The organism is Enterobacter sp. QK-SA4 (assembly GCF_056856775.1).
Genome location: NZ_JBXFXH010000007.1, coordinates 4,182,222 through 4,206,021, shown reverse-complemented (window position 1 = coordinate 4,206,021; position 23,800 = coordinate 4,182,222). Strand labels below are relative to the sequence as shown.

The 23,800-nt window shown below is 43.4% G+C and carries 26 protein-coding genes and 1 tRNA gene; 18 read left to right on the top strand and 9 right to left on the bottom strand.

Going from position 1 to position 23,800, the window contains the following annotated elements:
- Nucleotides 1–57: 57 nt before the first annotated feature.
- The gene (locus AC1VYI_RS21885) at nt 58–1,440 is read left to right on the top strand and encodes an MFS transporter (RefSeq protein WP_045402365.1); all 1,383 of its coding nucleotides are present in this window, start codon (nt 58–60) and stop codon (nt 1,438–1,440) included.
- 11 nt (nt 1,441–1,451) lie between these two features.
- Nucleotides 1,452–3,062 (top strand): glycoside hydrolase family 43 protein, encoded by a 1,611-nt coding sequence (locus tag AC1VYI_RS21880; RefSeq protein WP_134866850.1) that lies wholly within the window; start codon nt 1,452–1,454, stop codon nt 3,060–3,062.
- Nucleotides 3,063–3,066: 4 nt separating this feature from the next.
- Here the strand turns inward: AC1VYI_RS21880 and xynR are convergent, their stop codons facing one another.
- The 5 genes from xynR to argL all read right to left on the bottom strand — a co-directional run bounded on the left by xynR (nt 3,067) and on the right by argL (nt 6,214).
- On the bottom strand, nt 3,067–3,825 hold the full coding sequence (gene xynR / locus AC1VYI_RS21875; RefSeq protein WP_134866849.1) for a DNA-binding transcriptional repressor XynR: 759 nt from the start codon (nt 3,823–3,825) through the stop codon (nt 3,067–3,069).
- Nucleotides 3,826–4,044: 219 nt separating this feature from the next.
- Nucleotides 4,045–4,479, bottom strand: coding sequence for a DUF3828 domain-containing protein (locus AC1VYI_RS21870; RefSeq protein ID WP_023310210.1), 435 nt, complete (start codon nt 4,477–4,479; stop codon nt 4,045–4,047).
- 1 nt (nt 4,480) lies between these two features.
- A complete protein-coding gene (locus AC1VYI_RS21865; RefSeq protein WP_032675853.1) occupies nt 4,481–4,843 on the bottom strand; it encodes a hypothetical protein in 363 nt (120 codons plus the stop codon).
- Between the two features lie 301 nt (nt 4,844–5,144).
- A complete protein-coding gene (gene argF / locus AC1VYI_RS21860) occupies nt 5,145–6,149 on the bottom strand; it encodes an ornithine carbamoyltransferase (RefSeq protein ID WP_010427327.1) in 1,005 nt (334 codons plus the stop codon).
- The gene (argL, locus tag AC1VYI_RS21855; protein WP_226483409.1) at nt 6,119–6,214 is read right to left on the bottom strand and encodes a putative translational regulatory protein ArgL; all 96 of its coding nucleotides are present in this window, start codon (nt 6,212–6,214) and stop codon (nt 6,119–6,121) included. The genes argF and argL overlap by 31 nt, the downstream gene beginning before the upstream one ends.
- Nucleotides 6,215–6,313: 99 nt before the next feature.
- Here argL and rraB point away from each other — a divergent pair, with 99 nt between their 5' ends.
- The 15 genes from rraB (at nt 6,314) to AC1VYI_RS21780 (ending at nt 18,230) form a co-directional block, all read left to right on the top strand.
- Nucleotides 6,314–6,739: a ribonuclease E inhibitor RraB gene (gene rraB / locus AC1VYI_RS21850; protein ID WP_025759886.1), complete on the top strand. Its 426-nt coding sequence runs from the start codon at nt 6,314–6,316 to the stop codon at nt 6,737–6,739.
- 46 nt (nt 6,740–6,785) lie between these two features.
- Nucleotides 6,786–7,544 (top strand): tRNA isopentenyl-2-thiomethyl-A-37 hydroxylase MiaE, encoded by a 759-nt coding sequence (miaE, locus tag AC1VYI_RS21845; RefSeq protein WP_226483410.1) that lies wholly within the window; start codon nt 6,786–6,788, stop codon nt 7,542–7,544.
- Nucleotides 7,545–7,574: 30 nt separating this feature from the next.
- A complete protein-coding gene (locus AC1VYI_RS21840; protein WP_134866848.1) occupies nt 7,575–8,297 on the top strand; it encodes a topoisomerase II in 723 nt (240 codons plus the stop codon).
- A gap of 106 nt (nt 8,298–8,403) precedes the next feature.
- Nucleotides 8,404–8,488, top strand: a tRNA-Leu gene (locus AC1VYI_RS21835).
- A 189-nt stretch (nt 8,489–8,677) separates the two neighbouring features.
- A complete protein-coding gene (locus AC1VYI_RS21830) occupies nt 8,678–9,928 on the top strand; it encodes a tyrosine-type recombinase/integrase (RefSeq protein WP_001218957.1) in 1,251 nt (416 codons plus the stop codon).
- A 111-nt stretch (nt 9,929–10,039) separates the two neighbouring features.
- Nucleotides 10,040–10,849: a DUF6387 family protein gene (locus tag AC1VYI_RS21825; protein ID WP_049024869.1), complete on the top strand. Its 810-nt coding sequence runs from the start codon at nt 10,040–10,042 to the stop codon at nt 10,847–10,849.
- Nucleotides 10,850–11,015: 166 nt separating this feature from the next.
- Nucleotides 11,016–11,222: a helix-turn-helix transcriptional regulator gene (locus tag AC1VYI_RS21820; protein WP_001098486.1), complete on the top strand. Its 207-nt coding sequence runs from the start codon at nt 11,016–11,018 to the stop codon at nt 11,220–11,222.
- 21 nt (nt 11,223–11,243) lie between these two features.
- Nucleotides 11,244–11,543 (top strand): hypothetical protein, encoded by a 300-nt coding sequence (locus AC1VYI_RS21815; RefSeq protein WP_001019185.1) that lies wholly within the window; start codon nt 11,244–11,246, stop codon nt 11,541–11,543.
- A gap of 294 nt (nt 11,544–11,837) precedes the next feature.
- The gene (locus tag AC1VYI_RS21810; RefSeq protein WP_049024867.1) at nt 11,838–13,040 is read left to right on the top strand and encodes a site-specific integrase; all 1,203 of its coding nucleotides are present in this window, start codon (nt 11,838–11,840) and stop codon (nt 13,038–13,040) included.
- Complete coding sequence (locus AC1VYI_RS21805; RefSeq protein WP_001549558.1) at nt 13,033–14,337, top strand: tyrosine-type recombinase/integrase; 1,305 nt, start codon at nt 13,033–13,035, stop codon at nt 14,335–14,337. The genes AC1VYI_RS21810 and AC1VYI_RS21805 overlap by 8 nt, the downstream gene beginning before the upstream one ends.
- Nucleotides 14,334–16,208 (top strand): hypothetical protein, encoded by a 1,875-nt coding sequence (locus tag AC1VYI_RS21800; protein WP_001549557.1) that lies wholly within the window; start codon nt 14,334–14,336, stop codon nt 16,206–16,208. The genes AC1VYI_RS21805 and AC1VYI_RS21800 overlap by 4 nt, the downstream gene beginning before the upstream one ends.
- Nucleotides 16,209–16,222: 14 nt before the next feature.
- Nucleotides 16,223–16,609, top strand: a complete 387-nt coding sequence (locus tag AC1VYI_RS21795) for a hypothetical protein (RefSeq protein WP_001062149.1) — start codon at nt 16,223–16,225, stop codon at nt 16,607–16,609.
- Between the two features lie 95 nt (nt 16,610–16,704).
- A complete protein-coding gene (locus AC1VYI_RS21790) occupies nt 16,705–17,133 on the top strand; it encodes a hypothetical protein (protein ID WP_001549555.1) in 429 nt (142 codons plus the stop codon).
- 90 nt (nt 17,134–17,223) lie between these two features.
- Nucleotides 17,224–17,925 (top strand): ankyrin repeat domain-containing protein, encoded by a 702-nt coding sequence (locus tag AC1VYI_RS21785; protein WP_001549554.1) that lies wholly within the window; start codon nt 17,224–17,226, stop codon nt 17,923–17,925.
- A 74-nt stretch (nt 17,926–17,999) separates the two neighbouring features.
- A complete protein-coding gene (locus AC1VYI_RS21780) occupies nt 18,000–18,230 on the top strand; it encodes a hypothetical protein (RefSeq protein ID WP_001549553.1) in 231 nt (76 codons plus the stop codon).
- A gap of 54 nt (nt 18,231–18,284) precedes the next feature.
- On the opposite strand, the gene AC1VYI_RS21775 is transcribed toward AC1VYI_RS21780, so the two are convergent.
- The 4 genes from AC1VYI_RS21775 to AC1VYI_RS21760 all read right to left on the bottom strand — a co-directional run bounded on the left by AC1VYI_RS21775 (nt 18,285) and on the right by AC1VYI_RS21760 (nt 21,141).
- Complete coding sequence (locus tag AC1VYI_RS21775) at nt 18,285–18,602, bottom strand: hypothetical protein (RefSeq protein ID WP_001549552.1); 318 nt, start codon at nt 18,600–18,602, stop codon at nt 18,285–18,287.
- Between the two features lie 19 nt (nt 18,603–18,621).
- Nucleotides 18,622–19,008, bottom strand: a complete 387-nt coding sequence (locus tag AC1VYI_RS21770) for a hypothetical protein (RefSeq protein ID WP_001549551.1) — start codon at nt 19,006–19,008, stop codon at nt 18,622–18,624.
- Nucleotides 19,009–19,538: 530 nt separating this feature from the next.
- A complete protein-coding gene (locus tag AC1VYI_RS21765; RefSeq protein ID WP_482882778.1) occupies nt 19,539–20,732 on the bottom strand; it encodes a relaxase/mobilization nuclease domain-containing protein in 1,194 nt (397 codons plus the stop codon).
- The gene (locus AC1VYI_RS21760; protein ID WP_088546534.1) at nt 20,701–21,141 is read right to left on the bottom strand and encodes a hypothetical protein; all 441 of its coding nucleotides are present in this window, start codon (nt 21,139–21,141) and stop codon (nt 20,701–20,703) included. Before AC1VYI_RS21760 ends, AC1VYI_RS21765 begins: the two co-directional genes overlap by 32 nt.
- Before the next feature lie 315 nt (nt 21,142–21,456).
- Here AC1VYI_RS21760 and AC1VYI_RS21755 point away from each other — a divergent pair, with 315 nt between their 5' ends.
- Nucleotides 21,457–23,583, top strand: coding sequence for a hypothetical protein (locus AC1VYI_RS21755; RefSeq protein ID WP_482882773.1), 2,127 nt, complete (start codon nt 21,457–21,459; stop codon nt 23,581–23,583).
- Nucleotides 23,584–23,800: the final 217 nt, after the last annotated feature.

Here is a 23,800-nt window from a genome sequence, read left to right as displayed (position 1 = left end):
TTACACTCCATTAACACGATGTTGTAATTCAGCACACTACATAAGGGTGTAATTCTGATGACGCAATTAACCATGAAAGACAAAATTGGCTACGGGCTGGGTGACACCGCCTGCGGCTTCGTCTGGCAGGCCACGATGTTCCTGCTGGCCTACTTCTACACCGACGTCTTCGGCCTGTCGGCGGGGATTATGGGCACGCTGTTTTTGGTCTCCCGCGTGCTCGACGCCGTCACCGACCCGCTGATGGGTCTGCTGGTAGACCGCACCCGCACGCGGCACGGCCAGTTCCGCCCGTTCCTGCTGTGGGGTGCCATCCCGTTCGGTATCGTCTGCGTGCTGACCTTCTACACGCCGGACTTCTCCGCGCAGGGCAAGATCATCTACGCCTGCGTGACCTACATTCTCCTGACTCTGGTCTACACCTTCGTTAACGTGCCGTACTGCGCCATGCCGGGCGTCATCACCGCAGACCCGAAAGAGCGTCACGCCCTGCAGTCCTGGCGCTTCTTCCTGGCTGCGGCGGGCTCGCTCGCCATCAGCGGCATCGCGCTGCCGCTGGTGAGCATTATCGGCAAAGGGGACGAGCAGGTGGGCTATTTCGGCGCCATGTGCGTGCTCGGGCTGAGCGGCGTGGTGCTGCTTTACGTCTGCTTCTTTACCACCAAAGAGCGCTACACCTTTGAGGTGCAGCCGGGCTCGTCGGTGGCGAAAGATCTCAGGCTGCTGCTGGGCAACGGCCAGTGGCGGATCATGTGCGCGTTCAAGATGATGGCGACATGCTCCAACGTGGTGCGCGGCGGGGCGACGCTCTACTTCGTGAAATACGTGATGGATCACCCGGAGATGGCGACCCAGTTCTTACTCTACGGCAGCCTCGCCACCATGTTCGGCTCGCTCTGCTCTTCCCGCCTGCTGGGCCGCTTCGACCGCGTCACCGCCTTCAAGTGGATCATCGTCGCCTACTCTCTGATTAGTCTGCTGATTTTTGTCACCCCGGCCGAGCACATCGCGCTGATTTTTGCCCTCAACATTCTGTTTCTGTTCGTCTTCAACACCACCACGCCGCTGCAGTGGCTGATGGCCTCTGACGTGGTGGACTACGAGGAGAGCCGCAGCGGTCGCCGCCTCGACGGGCTGGTGTTCTCCACCTACCTGTTCAGCCTGAAGATTGGCCTGGCGATTGGCGGGGCGGTGGTGGGCTGGATCCTGGCGTATGTGAACTACTCCGCCAGCAGCAGCGTGCAGCCGGTCGAGGTGCTCACCACCATCAAAATTCTGTTCTGCGTGGTGCCGGTGGTGCTCTACGCGGGCATGTTCATCATGCTGTCGTTCTACAAGCTCACCGACGCCCGCGTGGAGGCCATCAGCCAGCAGCTGATCAAACACCGCGCGGCGCAGGGCGAGGCCATTCCCGACGCAGCGACAGCCGCATCCCATTAACCGGAGGCAATATGGAAATCACCAACCCGATACTCACCGGCTTTAACCCGGACCCGTCCCTGTGCCGCCAGGGCGAGGACTACTACATCGCCACCTCGACCTTCGAGTGGTTCCCCGGCGTGCGCATCTACCACTCCCGCGACCTGAAAAACTGGTCGCTGGTCAGCACCCCGCTGGACCGCGTGTCGATGCTGGACATGAAGGGCAACCCGGACTCCGGCGGCATCTGGGCGCCGTGCCTGAGCTATGCCGACGGTAAATTCTGGCTGCTTTACACCGACGTGAAGATTGTCGACTCGCCGTGGAAAAACGGCCGTAACTTCCTTGTCACCGCGCCCTCCGTTGAGGGACCGTGGAGCGAGCCGATCCCGATGGGCAACGGCGGGTTTGACCCGTCCCTGTTCCACGACGACGATGGCCGCAAATACTATATCTACCGCCCGTGGGGGCCGCGCCACCACAGCAACCCACACAACACCATCGTGATGCAGGAGTTTGATCCGCAGACCGGCACGCTCTCGCCCGAGCGCAAAACGCTGTTTACCGGCACGCCGCTCTGCTACACCGAAGGCGCGCACCTGTATCGCCACGCGGGATGGTATTACCTGATGGTCGCCGAGGGCGGCACCAGCTACGAGCACGCCGTCGTGGTGCTGCGTTCAAAAAATATCGACGGGCCGTACGAGCTGCACCCGGATGTAACGATGATGACCAGCTGGCACCTGCCGGAGAACCCGCTGCAGAAGAGCGGCCACGGCTCGCTGCTGCAGATCCACACCGGAGAGTGGTACATGGCCTACCTCACCAGCCGCCCGCTGCGCCTGCCCGGCGTGCCGCTGCTGGCCGCCGGCGGACGCGGCTACTGCCCGCTGGGGCGCGAGACCGGAATCGCCCGCATTGAGTGGCGCGACGGCTGGCCGTACGTGGAAGGCGGCAAGCATGCGCAGCTGACCGTGCCCGGCCCGCAGATGGCCGAGCAGCCCGCTACCGTTCAGACGACCTGGCGGGACGATTTCGACGCCAGTTCGCTCGACCCGGAACTGCAGACCCTGCGCATTCCGTTCGACGACACCCTCGGCTCGCTCACCGCGCGCCCGGGCTATTTACGGCTCTACGGCAACGACTCGCTCAACTCCACCTTTACCCAGTCGACCGTGGCGCGCCGCTGGCAGCACTTCGCCTTCCGGGCGGAGACGCGGATGCAGTTTTCGCCGGTCCACTTCCAGCAGAGCGCAGGGCTGACCTGCTACTACAACAGCAAAAACTGGAGCTACTGCTTTGTGGACTTCGAGGAGGGGCAGGGCAGAACGATTAAGGTTATCCAGCTCGACCACAACGTGCCGTCGTGGCCGCTGCACGAGCGGCCCATTCCGGTGCCGGAACATGCGGAGAGCGTCTGGCTGCGGGTGGACGTGGATACGCTGGTCTACCGCTACAGCTACTCGTTCGACGGCGAGACGTGGCACGCCGTGCCGGTAACGTATGAGGCGTGGAAGCTGTCGGACGACTACATCGGCGGGCGCGGCTTCTTCACCGGCGCGTTTGTGGGGCTGCACTGCGAGGACATCAGCGGCGACGGCTGCCACGCGGACTTCGACTATTTCACCTACGAGCCGGCCTAATGGCTCAGGCCGGGTAGCCCAGCGCGCGTGAGAGCTCGAGCCCGGCCTGCTGAAGCTGCTCGCGGAAATTAGCCAACTCCGCGTCGTCCACGCGGGAGGTCAGCGTCGACAGGCTCAGGGCGGCAATCACGCGGGATTCATGGTTCCACACCGGCACCGCCACGCAGCGCACGCCCTGCTCGTTCTCTTCGCTGTCCAGGGCGTAGCCCTGCTCGCGGGTCTGCGTCAGGGCGGTCATTAAAGCTTCGCGAGACGCGAGGGTGGAAGGCGTATAGGTAGTGTACTGATAGCCCTCCAGCAGGGCGTTCAGCTCGGCCTCGCCCAGCCAGGCAATCAGCACCTTGCCGATAGCGGTGGCGTGAACCGGCAGGCGGCGGCCGATGCGCGAATAGGCGATGGCGGCCAGCTTGCCTTCAATTTTCTCAATATAGACCCCTTCACGCCCGTCCAGGATCCCCAGATGGGTGGTCTGCCCGGTCCGCTGGGACAGCTCCGTCAGCCAGCCTTTTGCCTTCTGCCGAATATCGATGGAGCCCACGACAAAATGGCCGCGCTCGACGAGCTTCATGCCGAGGCGATACTTACCGTTCTCCGGGTTCTGATCGATATAGCCATGAAGCTGGAGGGTTTTCAGCAGCGAGTGGAGGGTACTCTTGCTCAGCCCCATCAGTTTGCTGATGTCGGTGATCTTAAGCTCGGTGGCCTGCTCGTTGAACAGGTCGAGGATCTGCAACGCACGTTCAACAGACTGAATAATCGGCATAATGCTGGTATGTCCACGCTGGAATTAAGGCGAAAACGTACCTTTTTCGGGGTGAAAAATCAATGAAATGGCGCCGATGTTCTCCCTCTGCCCGTGGGAGAGGGGCTGCCTGATTTGCCCGGCGGCGCTACGCTTGCACGGGCCTACGGGTTGTGTAGGCCGGGTAAGCGCAGTGCCACCCGGCAACAAAGGCGGCTACATTATTGTTAGCGGGGGGCATCAATTATTATCCCGGGCGGCAACAGACTGGATTTTCCAGACCCCATCTTCTTTAACCATGCAATCAATGACTGTGTGCTGGGTCTTTTTGCCAAACGTGATATTCACGTTTACACAGACCGGGTCTGAAACATACGAATCAATAGCCACATTCTCAGCCCAGTCCTCGCCGATATACTGCGATTTCATAAAAAAATCAGCCTCGTAAAATTCAGCGTCGGCATAACGGGGATCGTCTGCATGACGTAATTTTTTCATGGTGCTGGCCGTAACGAACTTATCGATTTCATTTCCCTCTTGGATGGGATAACGATCGTTGTTCACCTGTTTGACGTACCAGCGATTGAATTCAAGGGCGCGCTGCATCGGTATCTGAAAATCTTCGGCCCCCAATGCGGCTGTGCTGAATAACACAATTAAGATGAGCTTATTCATATTAATAATGCCTGTATAAGGTTACGGCTGGCTGGAGTTGGCGATAGGTTGGCCCCGGGTACAGTGTTCTCTGTTTAAAATCTGAATACCAGGTTCCAGCGCCATCATAAATACAGACATGCCCGTACTGATTCGGGCCGGGCAAGGCATCAATCACCGCGATATCCCCCTCTATGGGGGGGCCATAGACTTTTGTGAACCCTGCTTTTTCAAGAGAACGCCAGAAATCCTTAGCGTTTGCCCCTTCGATTTTAAGCCCTCCGGCTCGAATGGCGGCGGCGATTGCTCGAGCGCAATAGTGTCCAGTATGGGTTAGTGCGTGGCTACGGGCGTATGACACAGCTTCATGTTTATTCCATGACATAAACAATCCTTATTAATGAAATGCAGCAATAAGGAAATATTACGCCGATAATATAAGGTATTTTGTAATTGATAATGACCTGATATTAACCATTATCTACTCAGTAAATAATGGTTAATAAAAACATAAATACCTATTATGCTTAATGCCTGGCTGAGAAAGCGTCAGTAAAATGAATTTTTCTGCCCGATGATAACGCTGTTGTCGTTTTTAGTGTTTTCTCCCTCTCCCTGTGGGAGAGGGCCGGGGAGAGGGCCGGGGAGAGGGCCGGGGTGAGGGCACCAGACCGCAGAGGAGTCAATCACTCCCCAAGCGTCGCCACCATCACTGCCTTAATCGTATGCATCCGGTTCTCCGCCTGGTCAAACACGATGCTCGCCGCCGACTCAAACACCTCGTCCGTCACTTCCATCCCGCCGTGCAGATCGAACTCCTTCGCCATCTGCTTGCCGAGCGTGGTCTGGTCGTCATGGAACGCCGGCAGACAGTGCAGGAACTTCACGTCCGGGTTGCCGGTCAGCGCCATCATCTGCGCATTCACCTGATACCCGCGCAGCAGCGCGATACGCTCCGCCCACTTCTCTTTGGCTTCACCCATCGACACCCACACGTCGGTATAGATAAAGTCCGCGCCCTTCACGCCCGCCGCCACGTCTTCCGTCAGGGTGATCTTCCCGCCGTGCTTCTCCGCCAGCGCGCTGCACTCCGCCACCAGGCTCTCTTCCGGCCAGCAGGCCTTCGGGGCCACCAGGCGCAGATCCAGCCCGGTCAGCGCCGCCGCTTCCAGCATCGAGTTGCCCATGTTGTTGCGCGCGTCGCCCGCATAGACCAGCGTCATCTCGTTAAACGCCTTGCCCGGCAGGTGCTCCTGCATGGTCAGCAGGTCCGCCAGCAGCTGCGTCGGGTGAAACTCGTTGGTCAGCCCGTTCCACACCGGCACGCCCGCATACTGCGCCAGCGTTTCGACGACTTCCTGGCCGTGGCCGCGATACTGAATGCCGTCGTACATCCGCCCGAGCACGCGCGCGGTGTCCTTAATTGACTCTTTATGCCCAATCTGGCTGCCGCTCGGCCCTAAATAGGTGACGCGCGCGCCCTGGTCAAATGCGGCAACTTCGAAAGAGCATCGTGTACGGGTTGAGTCTTTTTCGAAGATGAGCGCGATGTTTTTACCGGTAAGCTTCTGTACTTCCTTGCCATTTTTTTTATCGGCTTTGAGCTGTGCGGCAAGGGTCAGCAGAGAAGTGAACTGTGCAGGGGTAAAGTCGAGCAGTTTCAGAAAGTGTTTCTTGTATAAATCGGACATTTTATCCTCGCATGGCGAATGCCACTAATTGAATTAAAATTCACTTTATATGTGTAATTATTCATTTGCAACCCCGTTTCACAAATCTTTCCAACAAAGGTGGAGGCAAACCCGTCCGTGTGTGAAAATAGAAGTATCTGCCGCACTTTAAAGAGGATTGAGCCATGGCAAACCCGGAACACCTGGAAGAGCAACGCGAAGAGACGCGTCTGATTATTGAAGAACTGCTGGAAGACGGTAGCGATCCGGACGCGCTGTACACCATCGAGCACCATTTCTCTGCGGATGATTTCGACGCGCTGGAAAAAATGGCCGTGGAAGCCTTCAAGCTGGGTTACGAAGTGACCGAGCCGGAAGAGCTGGAAGTGGAAGAGGGCGACACCGTCATCTGCTGCGACATCCTGAGCGAAGGAGCGCTGAAGGCGGAGCTGATTGACGCGCAGGTCGAACAGCTGATGAACCTGGCCGAGAAATTTGACGTGGAATACGACGGCTGGGGAACCTACTTCGAAGATCCGAACGGTGAAGACGGCGAAGAAGGCGACGACGAAGATTACATCGACGAAGACGACGACGGCGTGCGTCACTAAGCGTTTCAGGCGGTGGCGCGCGCCACCGCTTTTTCAAGGCAGAACCATGGATTACCCGCAGATACTTGCCCCCGTACTCAACTTCCTCCAGTGCCCGACCCCGCAAGCATGGATTGATAAAGCCCGCGACCCGGCAAACCTGCCGCTGCTGCTCACCGACCACATGGTGTGCGAGCTCAAGGCCGCCCAGACCGCGCTGCTGCTGGTGCGTAAATACGTCGCCGACGAAAGCGGTGCCGACGCGCTGCTCGACTGGCTCAAACCCTACGAACAGTTCACCTTCCGCGACGGCCCAGAGCCGGACTTCATCGCCCTGCACAAGAAGATTGGCAAAAGCGTGATGCCCAAAACCGACGACCCGTGGGGCCAGGCGCTTATCGACAGCATGGTGCTGCTGATCAAAGAGGAGCTGCATCACTTTTGGCAGGTGCGCGAGGCGATGCTGGCCCGCGGCATTCCGTACGTCAAAATCACCGCCAGCCGCTACGCCAAAGGGATGCTGAAGGAAGTGCGCACCCACGAACCGCTGACGCTGATCGACAAGCTCATCTGCGGCGCCTACATCGAAGCCCGCTCCTGCGAACGCTTCGCCGCGCTGGCCCCGTTCCTCGACGATGACCTGCAGAAGTTCTATCTCTCGCTGCTGCGCTCGGAAGCGCGCCATTATCAGGACTACCTGACGCTTGCCCGGCAGGTGAGCGACGACGATATCTCACCGCGCATAAAGCTTTTTGGCGAAATTGAAGCCACACTTATCTCGACACCGGACAACGAGTTTCGCTTCCACAGCGGCGTGCCGGTGTAAACCGGCACAACTCAAGGATAAGGATGCGAGATGAATAAAACGTGGACCCGTATTATTATTGTCGTCATTGCGGCTGCCGCCGTGGCGTTCTGGGTGTTTTTCGACAGGCAGCGCGCCCCGGAACGGCAGATGGATAACGCCCTCAACGCGATGCCCGCCTGGCAGGTGATTAAGGAGCAGGAGCCCGCGCTGCATCAGCGCATCCTCGACCAGATGGCCGCCCTGCAAAAAGCGGGCGAGCCGGAGCAGCAGATTATCGACACCATCCAGCCGCAGATCCTGCATCTGCAGATGTCGCGCCTGCAAAACGCGCCGGACGCCAACGTGGTGAACTACATGACCATCAACATGGAGCAGACCGCCGCCATCCAGAAGGTGAGCGACGACGCCTGCTTCCGCTTCCTCTACCCGATGGTGAAGGGCGGCATCAACCCGATGCGCATGCTGGATAAAGACCTGATGGCGCGGCGCATGCAGGCCGACGCCGACATGATGCGCGCGGCCTACGGCAAAAACCGCCACACCGTGACGCAGGCAGAACGCGAGGCGGCTGTCGAGGATGTGCGGCCGATTATGAAGGCACTTGCCAACAAGTACGGTGAGGACATCCAGCTGCTGCAGATGCCGGAGAAGGCGGCGGGCAAAGAGAAGCTCTCCTGCGATATGGTGCAGGCGATGTGGGCGAAGGTGCTGGCGCTGCCGGAGCAGAAGGCGGCGAGGGTGATTCGGCTGGCGGTGTCTGAGGTGGAGTGACGAAGGGCGCTGGTTTTTTGGGCACTTAGCGCGGGTTTAGCGCGTCGTCGCTTGCATGGCGGCGCGCGACAGGTATAATCCACAACGTTTCCGCATCCCCTTCAGTGCCGAAGTGGCGAAATCGGTAGACGCAGTTGATTCAAAATCAACCGTAGAAATACGTGCCGGTTCGAGTCCGGCCTTCGGCACCATACAAAGCTTTTTTCAAGTCTACTAACGTCTACTTTAGTCCATAAAAACAGTAAGTTAAGCAGGTTTCTGGCTTTTCTTAGTCTGTACACGTCTACTCAATTCCTTGAACATATACCAACTGATGATGGTATAACTGATGGTATTCCCGGTTCGATTGATTTTGGTACCAACACTGGAGGTATTAACTGATGGCTCTCACCGATATCAAAGTTAGGACTACCAAGCCCTCCGACAAACCCTTCAAACTCACAGATGGGCAGGGTATGCACCTGCTGATCAATCCTAACGGCTCGAAGTACTGGCGATTACAGTACCGTTTCGACGGCAAACAGAAAGTTTTAGCATTGGGTGTTTATCCAATGGTCTCTCTTGGTGAGGCCCGCAGGAAGCGAGATGAAGCCAAAAAGTTGGTATCTGATGGTATCGACCCTTCTGAGAAGAAAAAAGCCGACAAAATCGAGCAGAGCGAAGCTCTTACTTTTGAATCTGTTGCCAGGGACTGGCATAAGGCTTGTAAAAGAAAATGGTCAGATTCCCACAGCGAGAGAGTTCTAAAAAGCATGGAAGATGGTCTCTTTACTGCAATCGGTAAAAGAAAAATATCCGAGCTTAATACCAGAGATCTTCTTGCACCTATCAAGGCTGTTGAAGCTTCCGGGCGATTGGAAGTTGCTTCCCGCCTACAGCAAAGAACAACAGCAGTAATGCGATATGCGGTCCAGAATGGACTGATAGATTACAACCCTGCTCAGGAGATGGCAGGAGCTATTGCCGTAGCCAAAAGAACCCACAGGCCAGCTTTGCCATTCGAACGATTCTCAGAACTCTTAGAACGAATTGATAACTTCAAAGGTAGGAAACTCACGAAGTTAGCCGTAAAGCTAACATTGCTCATTTTCATTCGTTCCAGTGAACTCAGATTTGCAAGATGGTCGGAAATCGATTTCGAGAATGCTATGTGGACTATTCCCTCTGAACGAGAACCATTACCAGGAGTGAAGCATTCGCACCGTGGTTCTAAAATGCGAACTCCACACCTAGTTCCTTTGAGTTGTCAGGCATTGGCTGTGTTGACGGAAATTAAAGAGATCAGCGGTGATCATGAACTCGTGTTCATTGGCGACCATGATTTCAGAAAGCCTATGAGTGAAAATACGGTAAACAAGGCTTTGAGGTCTATGGGCTATGACACAACCGTGGAGGTCTGTGGACATGGATTCAGGGCTATGGCTTGTAGTGCCTTGATTGAATCCGGTTTGTGGTCGAAAGATGCTGTTGAACGGCAAATGAGCCATCAGGAGCGGAACTCAGTTCGTGCTGCCTACATACATAAAGCAGAGCACCTTGATGAGAGAAAGCTTATGTTGCAGTGGTGGGCCGATTACCTTGACATCCTTAGAATACGACAAGTTTCACCATTTGATTTTAAAAAGACTTAACTATGAATAAGTAGTTAATTAATCGTTCTCCCTTATCAATATTGTTAAGGGAGAATTAATTGAAATAAGCAGTGTTAACTTATTCAAGCTTTGAATACAGTGGAGGGATTAATGAAAGTAGTAAGCCCTTATGAAGAATTAAAAAGCTGGTTTAGTCTCGAAAACTATGAGCAGTTAAAATCACTTACAATCAAAGAACTGCATACTGAGCTTGCCTTTAGAGAAGCGATTTTCGACAGTGTAAATTTTGGATGGGAAGATGATAATCAAAATTTAAGGTCTATCCTTGAAGGTAATCCTATTTTAAGCAGACAAGATAATAATCATGGTCATTTTGGCAAGGGTCAAAGACATGTTGCGCAGGTTAGCTTTGGTGATATAAAAAAATTAGAGAACAAGTTAATAATGTTTAGCATGGAATTTTTTGAAGAAAATGGCGATTTCAAAAAAGAGTTGAAAAAGAAACCAATAACAAAAACTATGAGAGACTTTTTTCTAAACCAAAATAGCAGCAAGATGTATGTTTCATTTGATTTAGGAATGTCCAGCGATGAAGAAATTATAACAGCCTTACAAACGATGCTACCAGATCTTAGGAAGGAATATGAAATTGACCCAGTAAAAACAGAAAAAATTGGACTGGCAAAAATAAGAAAACTTGTCGATTACAATATCATTCCAATGATGGACCTATTGATTTGGTCAAAATTCAAAAAAGTAAAAATCTCAAATATGGTCTTGTCTCGTGTCTTGTATCCTGATTTCACTCAGGAGATTAGGGGCGAAGATCACATTAAAGATACAGACAGGCCCGTAGCAGAGAAGTCATTAAATGGAGAAACAACCCGTAGTCTGGAATATTTTATCAGCAAAAACAGCCATCTCCTCAACATACCGATTTCAGAATTCGGAACTTTCTAGTTGTAAATCATCGTGTTAATTGTCAAGGGGAGGGCGAAAATATTTTTCTTCCCCGGAGTCTCTCTTCATTCTTCCCTCATCTAACTTTTCAGTTATCAGCATTCCCTTCATAGATACAAATCTGTGTGGCTAATATCTCCTTAACGGAAGCGGAGGAGACAGCCAAATGAATACAACCAATCAAAGCTTAATTCGTTTACCAGAAGTCTTGAAACGAACTGGTTTCGGCAAGGCCTGGATCTATCGTCTGATTAGTGAAGGTCGGTTTCCGGCACCAGTGAAGATCGGAGTTCGTGCCGTTGCTTTTGTCGAGAGTGAAGTTGACGAGTGGATTCAATCAGTTATCGAAACAAGCAGAATTAAAGTTGCTTAATTAAACCTGGGAGAGATTTTTATGAATATCGAAGAATTTGTGAGTGAAGATAACCATATGTGCAATTTATGCGGAGATCTCTTTTACAAGATCTTTGACCCAGAAGTGATTTATGACTTACCCAACAACGAGTTTAATAAAGAAATAATTTACTGGCTCAGTCAGTACCTTGTAGGAAATTTGAGAGAACCTTTAGACTCGATCTCTGAGCTTAATGCTTCCAAACAGATATATGTTTACGAGACATGGTTCTCGCTAATTAAATGCCCTGATGAAATGAAACTCTTGGCGAAGCGGATAATCCTATATCTCTTGGATTAAGAAATATTTAGAAAATGTAAAGTTTGGCTGCATATTTTTGCTTAAAACTTTACAGAATAACTTACATTATTTTTATGATCGTTTATTAGCAAGGCAGTGAGATAGTTTTCGATGTATTAGGTGTACATAATATTAACTAGATCTACCAGATGATAATTTGACAAGAATAATCGTCTATCTCACTGTTTTAATTTAAATAAATATCTTAATCGATCCAAATAAATTTGTAAATCTACGAAATGCTTATTATTAATATATTGGAATTATACTTTTTGTAAAGTTTAGGAGGAAAATATGTGCAGTATTTGTGTGGATTCTTTTATGTTCGAAAATGGTGAGAGATATTGTCATGTTGTAAATAAAGATACTGGTGAGCCATTGTATTATCCAAACTTGTATATAACAACACAAGTCAGGAATCGGTCAGAGTCTATATCAACAATGAAGGTTATCGCTGGGAGCATTTCATTGTTATATCGATTCTTTATGAGAAAAAATATCAATATTGATGAAAGAATTCAGAAAAGGATATTTCTGGCTCCTCATGAAATTGAAGATTTGATCGAATTCACTTCATTCAATTTTCGAGATGGCGAGAATGATAATTTTAGAAGTTCAAATGTCAAAAAACCAACTAAGTACTTTCGGATAACAACCATAGCTAACTATCTGGAATGGCTGTGCAAAATACATCTTTCTCATACAGGACAGAAGGATACTCTCAAATATATTTTAGATTTCATAAACAACATAAAACGAAAGAAACCGAGAAATAATGATAAATATAATATGGATATAGAAAAAAGTTTAAATAATGAACAATTGGATTCTTTGTTTAGCATTCTTGCACCGGGTAGCAAATTAAATCCTTTTTCAGAAAAAGTGCAAAAAAGAAACAATCTAATATTCCTGCTATTACACTGCTTTGGCCTGAGAGCAGGTGAACTTTTGAATCTGCGAATTGGTGATATAGATTTTGCAGAATCGACAATTGCAATAAGAAGAAGAGCAAATGATAAAACAGATCCGCGAGTGTATCAGCCTTTAGTTAAAACTTGTGAGAGGAAATTAATTGCTGATAAAAAGCTCATGTTTGAAATTTCAGATTATATTCTGAATGATCGAAGAAACATAAAAAATTCTAACAAACATGATTTCCTGTTTATTACTTATAAGGAAGGAAAAACTCAAGGGCAACCTATTTCATTTTCTTCATATCACAAAGTGGTGAGTGTTGTTCGTCAATCCTCCTCACTTCTAGGGGGATTGACAGGCCACAAACTCAGACATACATGGAATTATGAGTTTTCGAAAGCAATAGACAAGAATCAGGACATATCCGATGAAAAAGAGCAACAAATCCGTTCTTATCTCATGGGATGGCGACCGGGTTCAGAAACTTCAATAATTTATAATCGCAGGCATATTTTTGAGCTATCGAAAAAAACTGCACTTGAGCAACAAGAGCAACTATTCAAAGGAGAATTTGATGAATAATTTAATTAAATACAACTCGGATAAAATGTCTTTGCATGAACATAAAATCGTCAGTTCGATTGAAAATAACGGAATCAATCTTACAAACTTAATATTTGCTATGAACGAAAATTTGGTTTGTGGGTTTGTATATACAGTACAATATTATTTTAATAGCAACAGCTATTTGTATGTGAAAAATATTGTTAGAAATATGGAGAGTCTTATCCGTAAACTATCTCCTACTCATATTGATGATAAGGTTCTAATTGAATATCAAAATAAGAAATTATCAAAAGCCCCAGCATCACTTCGCGTTTTACGACCATTTTTGATTAAATGGTTTGAGTTAGGATATCCAGGAATAGATGAAAGTGCGGTAGAACTGTTAAAGCATTTGGACCTAAAGATAAAAAAATCTGGTCAGTCTGTGCTTCAAGATGATCCAACAGGGGGACCACTAACTAAAGAAGAACATACTTCTTTGATTAAGGCTATGAATCATGCATATAGAAAAGGTGAACTGTCACTGCCACATTACGCAATATCACTATTGATCAGCCTTACAGGTAGAAGACCTCAGCAGTTAGTTATGTTGAAATATAAAGACCTTCTTCAAAAGAACTTAGATAATGGCAAAGTAGAATATGTAATTTCAGTGCCACGAGTTAAACAACGGGGTAAAGAACTACGATATCGAGAACTTGCAATAATATCAGAGGTTGCATCAATTGTTCAATTGCAAGCTAATCAATCAGTGAAACTCGTTGAGCAAGCTCTTGGAAAAACTCTTGATGATTATTCTAAACGAGAAGTTCCTATTTTCTTAAATGAGGAAAAACTCTCAGATTTATCCATAACAGGTTCAATTCTTCTGGAATATAATAAATTATATGCGAAGCCTATAATTGCTAATGTAGCATTGAAAGGTATTGTTAATAATGGGAATATAATATCCAACCGTACCGGTTCGATACTAAATATTACGCCTCGTAGGCTTCGTTATACAATAGCAACTATGCTGGCTAAGAATGGGCATAATGTTAATACTATAGCTGAGTTATTGGATCATTCCTCTACTTCAAGTGCGGGTATTTATATTAAAAATCATGCTGACAGTGTTGAAAGGATTGATTCCGCTGTTTCAGAACAATTGTCATTTGTCGCTGATATTTTTATGAACGGAATCAAATCGAAAAAGAGTTGTCATTTCAAATTTTTTTCTTCAAGTAGATGCCAGAGTCAGAATTCAGGATTCCCTTGCAATCAATGTATATTTTTTATTCCGATTGATCGCAGTGAGGTGAATCAACTATGAATAATATTATTTTGTTCAAATCAAAAAAACATATTCTTGTAGAAGAAAATTATAATGAGTTCATAAAATTTTGTCGCTATCAACTGTCCGGACTAACCCAAACTCAGGATTGGGAGCAGTATGCCTGGAAAGGATATGTCACATTTAGAAAAATAGGGATTGGAAATAAAATCTTTGATTCCATTGATGCAATGCACGAAGATTATATCAATTTTGCGAAAGCATATATCAGATATCAACACACATTGAAACCATTAAAAAATTATGGGGTTATTATGATGGCCTTGCGATGTCTCGAACAGGCCCTTTTGCAGGTTCAGAACACTGGTCTCATTTATAATGTTACAGCCGTTGTTTTCGATGAGGCAATGCAGATCGGGAGTAAATATTTTGAAGGTAACGTTTTGGCTAAATGTGGAATACAGCTTGAAAAAATATCAAAGTTTCTGTGTGAACATAATCTTGTGAAGTCAGGATATATCTCATGGAAAAACCATGTAAAACAGAAAGTCAAAAACAATTATCTTCCTGAGATTGAGGATTATCACCGAAGCGATAAGTTACCAGATGAAGAAGCATTGCTCGCTATTGCTGATATTTTTTCTCAAAATGATGAGTTACTGAGTCCAAGGGATAAGTTCACCAGTTCAGTATTTGCACTTCTACTTTGTTGTCCGAGCAGAATTTCTGAAATTTTAGCCTTACCTGCTGATTGTGAGATTACACAAATAGATGGCAAGGGTATCGAAAGATATGGTTTGAGATTTTATTCGGTAAAAGGGTATGGCCCTAATATCAAATGGATTCCACGGGTTATGATACCAGTTGCAAAGAAAGCGATTAGAAGATTACTTTCCTTATCACAAAATGCAAGAGCACTTGCTCACTGGTGCGAAAAGTACCCGGATAAATTTTACCGACATGAGCTTTGCCCAACAGTTGATGAAAAAGCTAAATTGACCGTTGTACAAGTTTGCCATGCACTGGGGTATAATTTATTTGATCATAAATCATGTGTTTTAAAAATTAAAAGAACGAGTTTGGATGGTGGGAAAAGTTTCTTAAACCACAATGATTACAACTATTCGTTGAGTAATTTGTGGGAAATTATTAGTTCTAATTTTAGCAGGGATTTTCCATGGTATGATAAAGAAAAATCCATAAAATTTAGTAATGCTTTATGCTTGCTCAATACTGATCAATTTTCTTTATCAAGAATGACTTCAATTTTCACATTTTACAAACCTACTAAAAGTTTCTTTTTCAGTGACATACAAAGAAAAAAAAGCTATGAGATGAATTATAAAAATATATTTTCCCGATATGGGTATTATGATGATGAAGGTAAACCACTACTTATTCGCTCACACCAGCCACGGCACCTTTTAAACACAATAGCCCATTATGGTGAAATGTCTGAACTGGATATAGCTAAATGGTCTGGTCGTATCAATGCGAATCAGAACAGAGTTTATAACCATGTGTCAGAAGAAGATATGTTAGATAAAATCAAAGCTATTAAATTGAATAGGAGTAATTACTGTCAAAGGGAGTCAATACCCACAAATGAATTGACAATTGATTTTGATAACCTTAATCAAGGTGCAATACACTTAACTGAATTTGGTTACTGTGTACATAACTATTTAATCAAGCCTTGTACAAAAATTAATCATCTTATTGAATGTGATAATGAAACACCGGACTTTAACTCAGTAGATAGAATTAGGCTGCAATCTGTCCGAGAGAAAGTAATGCAATTAAAGAGAATAACTCAGATCGCTTATGAAAATGGTGATTATGGTGCAGACAAATGGTTGCAACACCATGAAAAAAATTTGGAAAGAATTAATAAGCTTTTGAATAATTAAAACAGGAGATACTTATGGCAAAACATTTGAACAGGAGTGAAATAAAAGCAATTAAACACATTATACTGACTTGGGACGGTAAAATCACATGGAGTGATTTATGTGAATCAGTGTATAAGAATCTAAACAGAACTATCACAAGGCAATCTTTAAGTGCTCATGATGAAGTTGTTGAAGCATATAGAATAAAGAAAAGTTTGTCCAATTTGAAAAAATCTGGTCTAAAGAAACCAGCTAACTTAACTATTGCGGCACAACAAATAATAAACCTTAAAGCCGAAAACGAAATGTTGAAAAAACAGAACAATAGATACAAAGAGCAATTTAGCTATTGGCAGTATAATGCTTACAGACATGGTCTCACTATGGAACAATTGAATAGACCATTTAATAAAAAATAATAGTTGATAGGTTACACCTATTGACAAGTTAAATAAATGAGATAAATATAAACATATGGTCAGGAAGACTATTTCATTATGCAAGGATGCATTTTATGGACAAAAACATCATCAATCTAGAGTTTACTCTAGAAGAGCAACTTATCATTATTGTCGATAAGTATATCTCAAAAAGATACCAGCCAGGCGATAAAAGTTTCTCATACCAGCTATACCTGCTTTTTGTTGGCTATCATTTAAAGTATTTCTACCCAAGACAGCTATACATTCGCTCTAATCGTAACATAGACAACATTATGACGATGTTCAGTTCTGTATACAAATGCCTTACAAGTACTTTGTTGCAGCGATTGAACAATAAGGAGGCTGTTATCAGAGAGCTAAACTCTCTCGTGAACTATATTGACAACAATCAAGAAAAAGCAGAAGAAATCTATACAATTTTTAAAGCTCAGTATGAAATGAGAGTTATAGAGAAAGAAATTACTCACGAAGTTGTAAAAGTTAGAAATTTGCGGCTTTAATTATTATAAATATAAATCTGTAATTTATTTGAATATTATCTTTTTTCGCGCTAAATAAAAGAAAACGATAATATTTTTGCAGGATTAATTATGATAAGAACAGAATGGTTAGAGTTAGAGCCAGAGGTTTTACCACTTTCTACACATAGGGGGATGCTTGACCAGACTCTTTTATTTGAAGCTACAAGCGTTGATGAAGTGAACTGGTTGATTAAAAATGGTGTTGATATCAACCACCGAAATTTCGTTGGTAAAACCGCACTGTGGAAATCGGGTTATTATGATTATGAAATTGAAATAATAGATCGATTGTTTGAAGCAGGTATTAATCCAGATCTTTTAAATTTTGAAGGTGAGCATGTTTTATCGGGAATGGGTTATTTTGGACATCCTGAAATATTTATGAAGCACAGGGGCAAAATAAAGTCTACTGACATTCATATCAGGGATATACATTTATCCCACATTGATAAAATGAAACGAGGTATTGAAATACTTCTGGGAAATGGCTTTCAGGTGCATTATCCCCGCTATATGAATATTGAGGACATTACTCTCTGGGATGAAGAGCAGGCATGGTATCGAACAGAGCAAGAGAATATTAACATGAAAATATACTATATGAAAAAACGAAATGATTACATCAAATTTTTAGAGTATCTGGACAAACAAAAAAGAGCTATAAGATTAGTTAGTGTCAGAGCGAATAGCAAGGACATTACTCTCTTTGATATTAAGGAAATGATTGAAAGACTTCGATTAATGAAACCAGAATTGTATATTGTTAAGTAATCTAATTTTTGTTTGATTTTCCCAACGGATAGCATCATACTTATAGCTCATTTGGTTTATAAGAGAACAACCTCATGGCTTATGGAAAAAATCCCTTCTCAAAATCACCACTCCCAACAGGTGATTTTAAAACCTCTCAAAAAAGACTTACCGCAGAGATAAAAGAAGTCGAAGGTAAAAAAGTCATTTTTATCTACTATGAAGGGACTAATGATGTTTATGATGGTCCAGAAGCGACTCAATACACTACACTTGAAGATGCACAAGGTTTCTGTAACAATTATAATAAACAGCTAAATATTTAATGAATATTCAAATAAAAGCCCCTACTATTAGGGGCTTTAAAGCAATATGGCTTTCTATTGTTGTATTTCTTTCCAGATACCATCAGCTTTCACAAGCTTAACAGGCTTTGTCTGTTTCATATTGCTAATCGAGGCATCGACAATGCAGTTATAAACATTGTTTGCTTCTTCTGTGCAACTTACTTTCTTCACATAATCGATTCTTAAAAGATCTTTTTCGGGAATACTTGAGTTCAGAGCTTTCATACTTGCATTTGACCTGTCTACAACACTTTTAAAAACATTAAATATATCTTTTTCAGAAGGTTCTGAATTACAGGCTGTTAATAGAAAAGTAGAAAGGATAACTGCGAGAATTGAGTATGTTTTCATTTTCTTGTCCAGGAAACGATTAATTAAGAATGCCAGATTTTGTATTGTTATTATCAGTAGAGAATGTCCATTTGCTTACGGTTTCTCCATTGAAGTCGATTTCGAGAGTTTTAGACTGAGTCTGGGAACCGCCAGTTAGCAAACCAACAACAGGGATAAAAGTCGAGGCATTGAACTGATTGTTATACATGAAATATCTCCATTGCTCGTTGCCATCGTCAAGAGTCGTTCTGGTATCAGGCTCACCAAGTTGAGCAACTAGCTCTGCCTTAGTTGTTTTGTTTTTAATTATTTTTGATTGTAGACTCTGTGCCGTTTCATTTTTGATTTTTTGGTTGCCGGATGTAGAACAGCCAGAAATTGAAAATATTGCAATAAAAAATGATGTAACAATAAATTTATTCATTTTATCTTCCTTATTATATTTGGACAGGGTTAGCTTTTATGTGTGAAAACGGCTCTGTGTGCAAATTTCTTACGTAAAAAAAATCTTAAAGAAATTGCTGACGCAAAATAGATAACGACAGTTAATATAAAATTTTGACTGATAGCGAATATAAGAAAAGCAATCGCTAACAGCACAATTCCTATTAGTAAAGCTAACCAGGCTGAAACGGCTCCATATCTAATAGTTGAATGACAGCCAGTGCAGACACGGACACCAAACGGACTCTCCTGAAAGCAGAACGGGCACTTAATTGTTTCGTTTTTCATAGCAACCCCAGGGTGGAAGATTTACTGCTGTTTGTAGGGATTCTCGATGACCGACTCGCTTTAGTAAAATTGCTTGTACCGATCGATGATTGTTACTTGATAGCTATTGTCTATCATAACTAGATTATCGATCTGTAATAACGATCAATATTTTCTTGACTAAACACAAATTTATTACTAAGCAATTGAGTTAGGTTACGAAAGGTGTTTACAACTAGCTGTCTATAAACGAATTTTTCTTGTAGGTTTCAGATGATGTGTTGAATAGACTTCTGAGAAGTTTGTAGGAACCTTGCGGAGGATGCTCTTTCCATATTTTCTGAGAAGCTCTATGAGCCGTTGTAAAAAGGGAATCCAGCCGGTGAGCCTGAGATGCTTTTGCTGTTTGGCTGCATTCTTTTGAAGGATCTTTTCTACGATTTCGTTCCGTTTGTCTTCTCTGAGCCGTAGTTCCAGTTCTGCAATTTTTTTACCGATACTTTCCTTTCTCTCAGCGGTTTTCAAAACTGTTGCGGGAGCAGGAGCAGGAGCAGGAGCAGGAGCAGGAGCAGGAGCAGGAGCAGGAGCAGGAGCAGGAGCAGGAGCAGGGTGGTCTTTTGCCGGTGTGTTGGTTCGTAAAGCTTCTAAGTGGTCGGGGTTGTAGTTAAGTTGCTTTTGAAGATTTGCCCAAGAGTAACCCTTGCCTAACTGTGAAGCTTTGAAAGCTATATCGCGGTATTCGAATGAGAAGCCGTTCATCTTACCGGTAGAAGCAATGTTAGCCGTCCAGCCGATTTCTGCTTCTTCCAGCCTTTTGATAAAAGTTAAAAGGTCAGGTGTATCTGCCAAACTTTTATCAAGTATCTGTTGGAGAGCTTGCTTAGGGGAGGGAGCACCAGTCCGAGCCGATAGCATTTGTTCGTTTCGAGAGATTCTCTTCCGCTTCGGTTGTGTATTTGAGAAGGAAGGGGCTGTCTTGGTCACTGTCAGACCGTGAGCGATTTCGAGTTCACTAATAATTCGTGTGCTTAAAAGGTTTTCGTTCCTACCCAAGTAGAGCTTCCCACCGGCTATGTCGATTCTGCTGGCGATAATGTGTATGTGCTGACCTTCGTCGTCATGTAATACATAGCAACGGAGATGGGTATCACTGAACCCCATTCGTTCCATATAGTCATCTGCGATACTCGACCACTGTTCATTCGTTAGTGATTCACCGTTGGGTAAGCGAAGCGAGTTGTGCCAAACCGGTTTCTGAACATCTGGCCGAAGCTGTTTTGTGCCATTGAATTCGGAAATCAGTTCAAGAGCAGAGCCACTTAACATGTTCCCGCCAATAACGATTGGATCACTTTTATGATGTGAACCTGGCTTCAATGCATATTGGACCACACCAGCAAAGTTCTTACCCCTCTTGATCTTCCGCATACCCTTCACGAGGGATACTCCAAAAATCTGTTCTTAACAAGTTGTGACGAAGCTCTTCAAGTTGTCGCTTCACAGCGAAAAGCTCTGTATGAGTAAGTTGGCTATCTTTGCTCTTACCATCGATATGTATAGCAATACGATTTAGCTTTTGGGAAATGTCAGATAAAGCTTTCCATGCTTCGACATTGATCTCTGGAATGATGGAAGGGGATGTATGAAGGAAAGCCATACGGAGCCATTCGCCTTTACTTTTATCACCTCGTTTTATATTCAGAAGTTGTAATTCTTCGTTGTTGAGTCGAACACTTATACAATGTATTCTGAGATGATTGCTAATTAGGTTAGTGAGATTTGAATTTGTTTTTATTATAGGTTGTATACTGCTGGGTATTTTAGACGCTGATGGCTGATTATCCATATGAACTCCTTTTCATATTCATAATTAAACACTACCTATACCAATACTGTTGTTTTTTATTTTTGTCAAGGATTTGGAATAGTTGTTAATAGGAATGAATATATCTGATAAAGACTGGGAGCTGTAAACTGTTTTCATTATTTAAATTGTTAATCATTGAGTCCGTTCTTTTTTATGTAACCTTGAGGTAATTAGTGTTCGATTTTAGTATTGAATGATCAAAAATATAAAGCTATCTAAATCTATCATTTTTATCGATAAGTGAATTTATCTCTTTGCACTAATGTATGTTTGTTATAAACTGAGAAAGGTTTTATGAGTCTTTTGCAAATTATATTGTATGTGAATCAGGAACACGGCAGAGGGAATATGGAAAATAACACACAAGCCTTTATTAAGGCAATTGACAAGATGATGATAGATAATGAAGAGTATTTTACGATTTTGAGAGGGTTGAAAGATGAAAACTACCAAGCATTAAAGGATAAAGTTTACAATGATTTCAATTTAGAGAATAATGACTCTCATTTTAATTCCCTTGATTCATTTAAGAATTTAATCAGCAATCATGTTCTTAGTTGTGAAACCAGCTATGACATGGATGTAATTATCTTGAAAAATATTTCTACTCAACTGGAAATTGAGTATCTTCAAAAGAAGATAAAAAAAGAAGAAGCTATTTTTTATTGTTCATTTTCTGATGCACTAACACATTATGGAATTTATAGAGGGAATAAGTTACCATCATTTCAGATTGTCGGTTTTTGGAATGATCTACTGCAAATGTTTTATGTCTTGAACTTAATGAATAATAGTAATTATTCAAGCCGATGCGATGATAATTATCTTAAGATGCAAGGGTTTGATAAGCTTAGTCGGTTAGTGGATTCTGTTAAAAATATAAATGATAAATTAAATGAAAAAATAGATATAATTGATGGATGTGTTTCATTTAAAAAGGGTCAAGAGGAAAGGATCGTAAGTAAAATTGAAGATAAAATGTCAAGATTAAACTTGTTTAATGCCTTGAGGTTTGTTTTTAATATTTATAAAGACGACAAAAATAAGAATAAGATTGAAGAAACCCTGCCATATAAATACATACTTAATATTTTAATAAAAAACATATCTAATTCTAACCATAAATCTAACAATAAAAAGAAAGTATGCTACGCTATCGAGCTTTTAACCTCATTTATATCTTTATATCAATTGAAGGAAGATAAATTTGCAATTGCAGGTCTTTCAAACTTAAATATAGTTGAGCATTTAACAAAACAAGTACTGTATTCAAATTTTTATCCGATATATTCCTTGAAAACTACAACATTGATTGACTACATTAATAATATTATTCAACCAAGCATTGACAACGATTCTTTTATTTCATGTTTTGGCTTCAGTTTAAAAAATTTGGTTGATTTCTTTAGGTTTTTAGATAAACAAAAAGATGATGTAATATCCATTTCAAAAGAAAATGTATTTAAGAGCGATCTGAAAATTTTGGAGTTGTTTTCCGTTGATGCAAATATTATAAACAAAAATTACTCTACAAAAAGTAGTCTATTAAAAAGTGAAAATTTATTCGCAATGAATCCTGTTGTGAAGTATAAAAACATGTATTACATTATCGGGTTTAAGTATTTTAAGCTGAATTTTTATAATTCTCTATTAGATAAAATTAGAAGAAGTATTGATGGTCGTATTAATTCAAAGATAGGTTCAAATATAGACCTGTTTGTGGAGAAAACATTTTTTAAGATACAAAAAAAACACGGGTATCAACTTTATTCTGGGAATTACACTCCCCCCAAAAAAGAAAACCCTGAAAGTGACTTGTTAATCGAAACGGAAAGGGATTTAATTTTAATTGAAAATAAGAATAAATACTTGACTCATGCTTCTTTTTCAGGCTCTGAACCTAATATATTAAAGGATTTTGTGTTATCTTACGTGTTTTCACAAAAACAATTATTAAAACATGAGCGTAATCTTAGGACTTTTAAACAAATAATTTTTACTAAAGATCAACGAGTGGTAAATTACGATGGTCAAAACATCGTAAAAATTTCAGTTTCGACAAATAATTGGTTTAATATTATGATCAATCCCTCCGCAATTATCTTGGCAATCATAAAAAATCTAAGGTTTGGTGTTGAAGATGATGAAAGTGATAGCGATTTTGTGAAGGCAAACAAATATCTCGATGAACTCAACTCTATAATTGATGAATTAGAGAAGAATAATAGTTTGGATATGCCAGTTATTTTGAATCAAACAGTATTTTTACCATTGGAATTATTAATAGATAAGTCCAATGATGATGAGTTCATTGAAATATTAAAACAGTTAGTTGCAGTAAAAATGAATACGGACAATGTTATGAATGTATATGACTACTGTAAGTATTTAATTGGTGTAAAGACTTCTGCAATCAATTAATGATGTATCTCTTTTTTAAAATAAACTAATCATTAACTGGCTGCGAAAGTGGCCAGTCCCTACAAAAAATAAAGAAAAATATCGAATATTAATAGTGAGATTTTCTATTTCTTGCTCATAGCAACTATTCTAATATTAAAACTACAAGTGCTTAGACTACACCTACGTAATTAATTTGGTATTATTCCTTTTTCAATCATAGAGAAGAAAAAGCAAG

Excerpts from the sequence above, each read along its gene's own strand:
- AC1VYI_RS21885 (WP_045402365.1), top strand. The coding sequence starts at position 58 with ATGACGCAATTAACCATGAAAGACAAAATTGGCTACGGGCTGGGTGAC.
- AC1VYI_RS21880 (WP_134866850.1), top strand. The coding sequence starts at position 1,452 with ATGGAAATCACCAACCCGATACTCACCGGCTTTAACCCGGACCCGTCC.
- xynR (WP_134866849.1), bottom strand. The coding sequence starts at position 3,825 with ATGCCGATTATTCAGTCTGTTGAACGTGCGTTGCAGATCCTCGACCTG.
- AC1VYI_RS21870 (WP_023310210.1), bottom strand. The coding sequence starts at position 4,479 with ATGAATAAGCTCATCTTAATTGTGTTATTCAGCACAGCCGCATTGGGG.
- AC1VYI_RS21865 (WP_032675853.1), bottom strand. The coding sequence starts at position 4,843 with ATGTCATGGAATAAACATGAAGCTGTGTCATACGCCCGTAGCCACGCA.
- argF (WP_010427327.1), bottom strand. The coding sequence starts at position 6,149 with ATGTCCGATTTATACAAGAAACACTTTCTGAAACTGCTCGACTTTACC.
- argL (WP_226483409.1), bottom strand. The coding sequence starts at position 6,214 with ATGAATAATTACACATATAAAGTGAATTTTAATTCAATTAGTGGCATT.
- rraB (WP_025759886.1), top strand. The coding sequence starts at position 6,314 with ATGGCAAACCCGGAACACCTGGAAGAGCAACGCGAAGAGACGCGTCTG.
- miaE (WP_226483410.1), top strand. The coding sequence starts at position 6,786 with ATGGATTACCCGCAGATACTTGCCCCCGTACTCAACTTCCTCCAGTGC.
- AC1VYI_RS21840 (WP_134866848.1), top strand. The coding sequence starts at position 7,575 with ATGAATAAAACGTGGACCCGTATTATTATTGTCGTCATTGCGGCTGCC.
- AC1VYI_RS21830 (WP_001218957.1), top strand. The coding sequence starts at position 8,678 with ATGGCTCTCACCGATATCAAAGTTAGGACTACCAAGCCCTCCGACAAA.
- AC1VYI_RS21825 (WP_049024869.1), top strand. The coding sequence starts at position 10,040 with ATGAAAGTAGTAAGCCCTTATGAAGAATTAAAAAGCTGGTTTAGTCTC.
- AC1VYI_RS21820 (WP_001098486.1), top strand. The coding sequence starts at position 11,016 with ATGAATACAACCAATCAAAGCTTAATTCGTTTACCAGAAGTCTTGAAA.
- AC1VYI_RS21815 (WP_001019185.1), top strand. The coding sequence starts at position 11,244 with ATGAATATCGAAGAATTTGTGAGTGAAGATAACCATATGTGCAATTTA.
- AC1VYI_RS21810 (WP_049024867.1), top strand. The coding sequence starts at position 11,838 with ATGTGCAGTATTTGTGTGGATTCTTTTATGTTCGAAAATGGTGAGAGA.
- AC1VYI_RS21805 (WP_001549558.1), top strand. The coding sequence starts at position 13,033 with ATGAATAATTTAATTAAATACAACTCGGATAAAATGTCTTTGCATGAA.
- AC1VYI_RS21800 (WP_001549557.1), top strand. The coding sequence starts at position 14,334 with ATGAATAATATTATTTTGTTCAAATCAAAAAAACATATTCTTGTAGAA.
- AC1VYI_RS21795 (WP_001062149.1), top strand. The coding sequence starts at position 16,223 with ATGGCAAAACATTTGAACAGGAGTGAAATAAAAGCAATTAAACACATT.
- AC1VYI_RS21790 (WP_001549555.1), top strand. The coding sequence starts at position 16,705 with ATGGACAAAAACATCATCAATCTAGAGTTTACTCTAGAAGAGCAACTT.
- AC1VYI_RS21785 (WP_001549554.1), top strand. The coding sequence starts at position 17,224 with ATGATAAGAACAGAATGGTTAGAGTTAGAGCCAGAGGTTTTACCACTT.
- AC1VYI_RS21780 (WP_001549553.1), top strand. The coding sequence starts at position 18,000 with ATGGCTTATGGAAAAAATCCCTTCTCAAAATCACCACTCCCAACAGGT.
- AC1VYI_RS21775 (WP_001549552.1), bottom strand. The coding sequence starts at position 18,602 with ATGAAAACATACTCAATTCTCGCAGTTATCCTTTCTACTTTTCTATTA.
- AC1VYI_RS21770 (WP_001549551.1), bottom strand. The coding sequence starts at position 19,008 with ATGAATAAATTTATTGTTACATCATTTTTTATTGCAATATTTTCAATT.
- AC1VYI_RS21760 (WP_088546534.1), bottom strand. The coding sequence starts at position 21,141 with ATGGATAATCAGCCATCAGCGTCTAAAATACCCAGCAGTATACAACCT.
- AC1VYI_RS21755 (WP_482882773.1), top strand. The coding sequence starts at position 21,457 with ATGAGTCTTTTGCAAATTATATTGTATGTGAATCAGGAACACGGCAGA.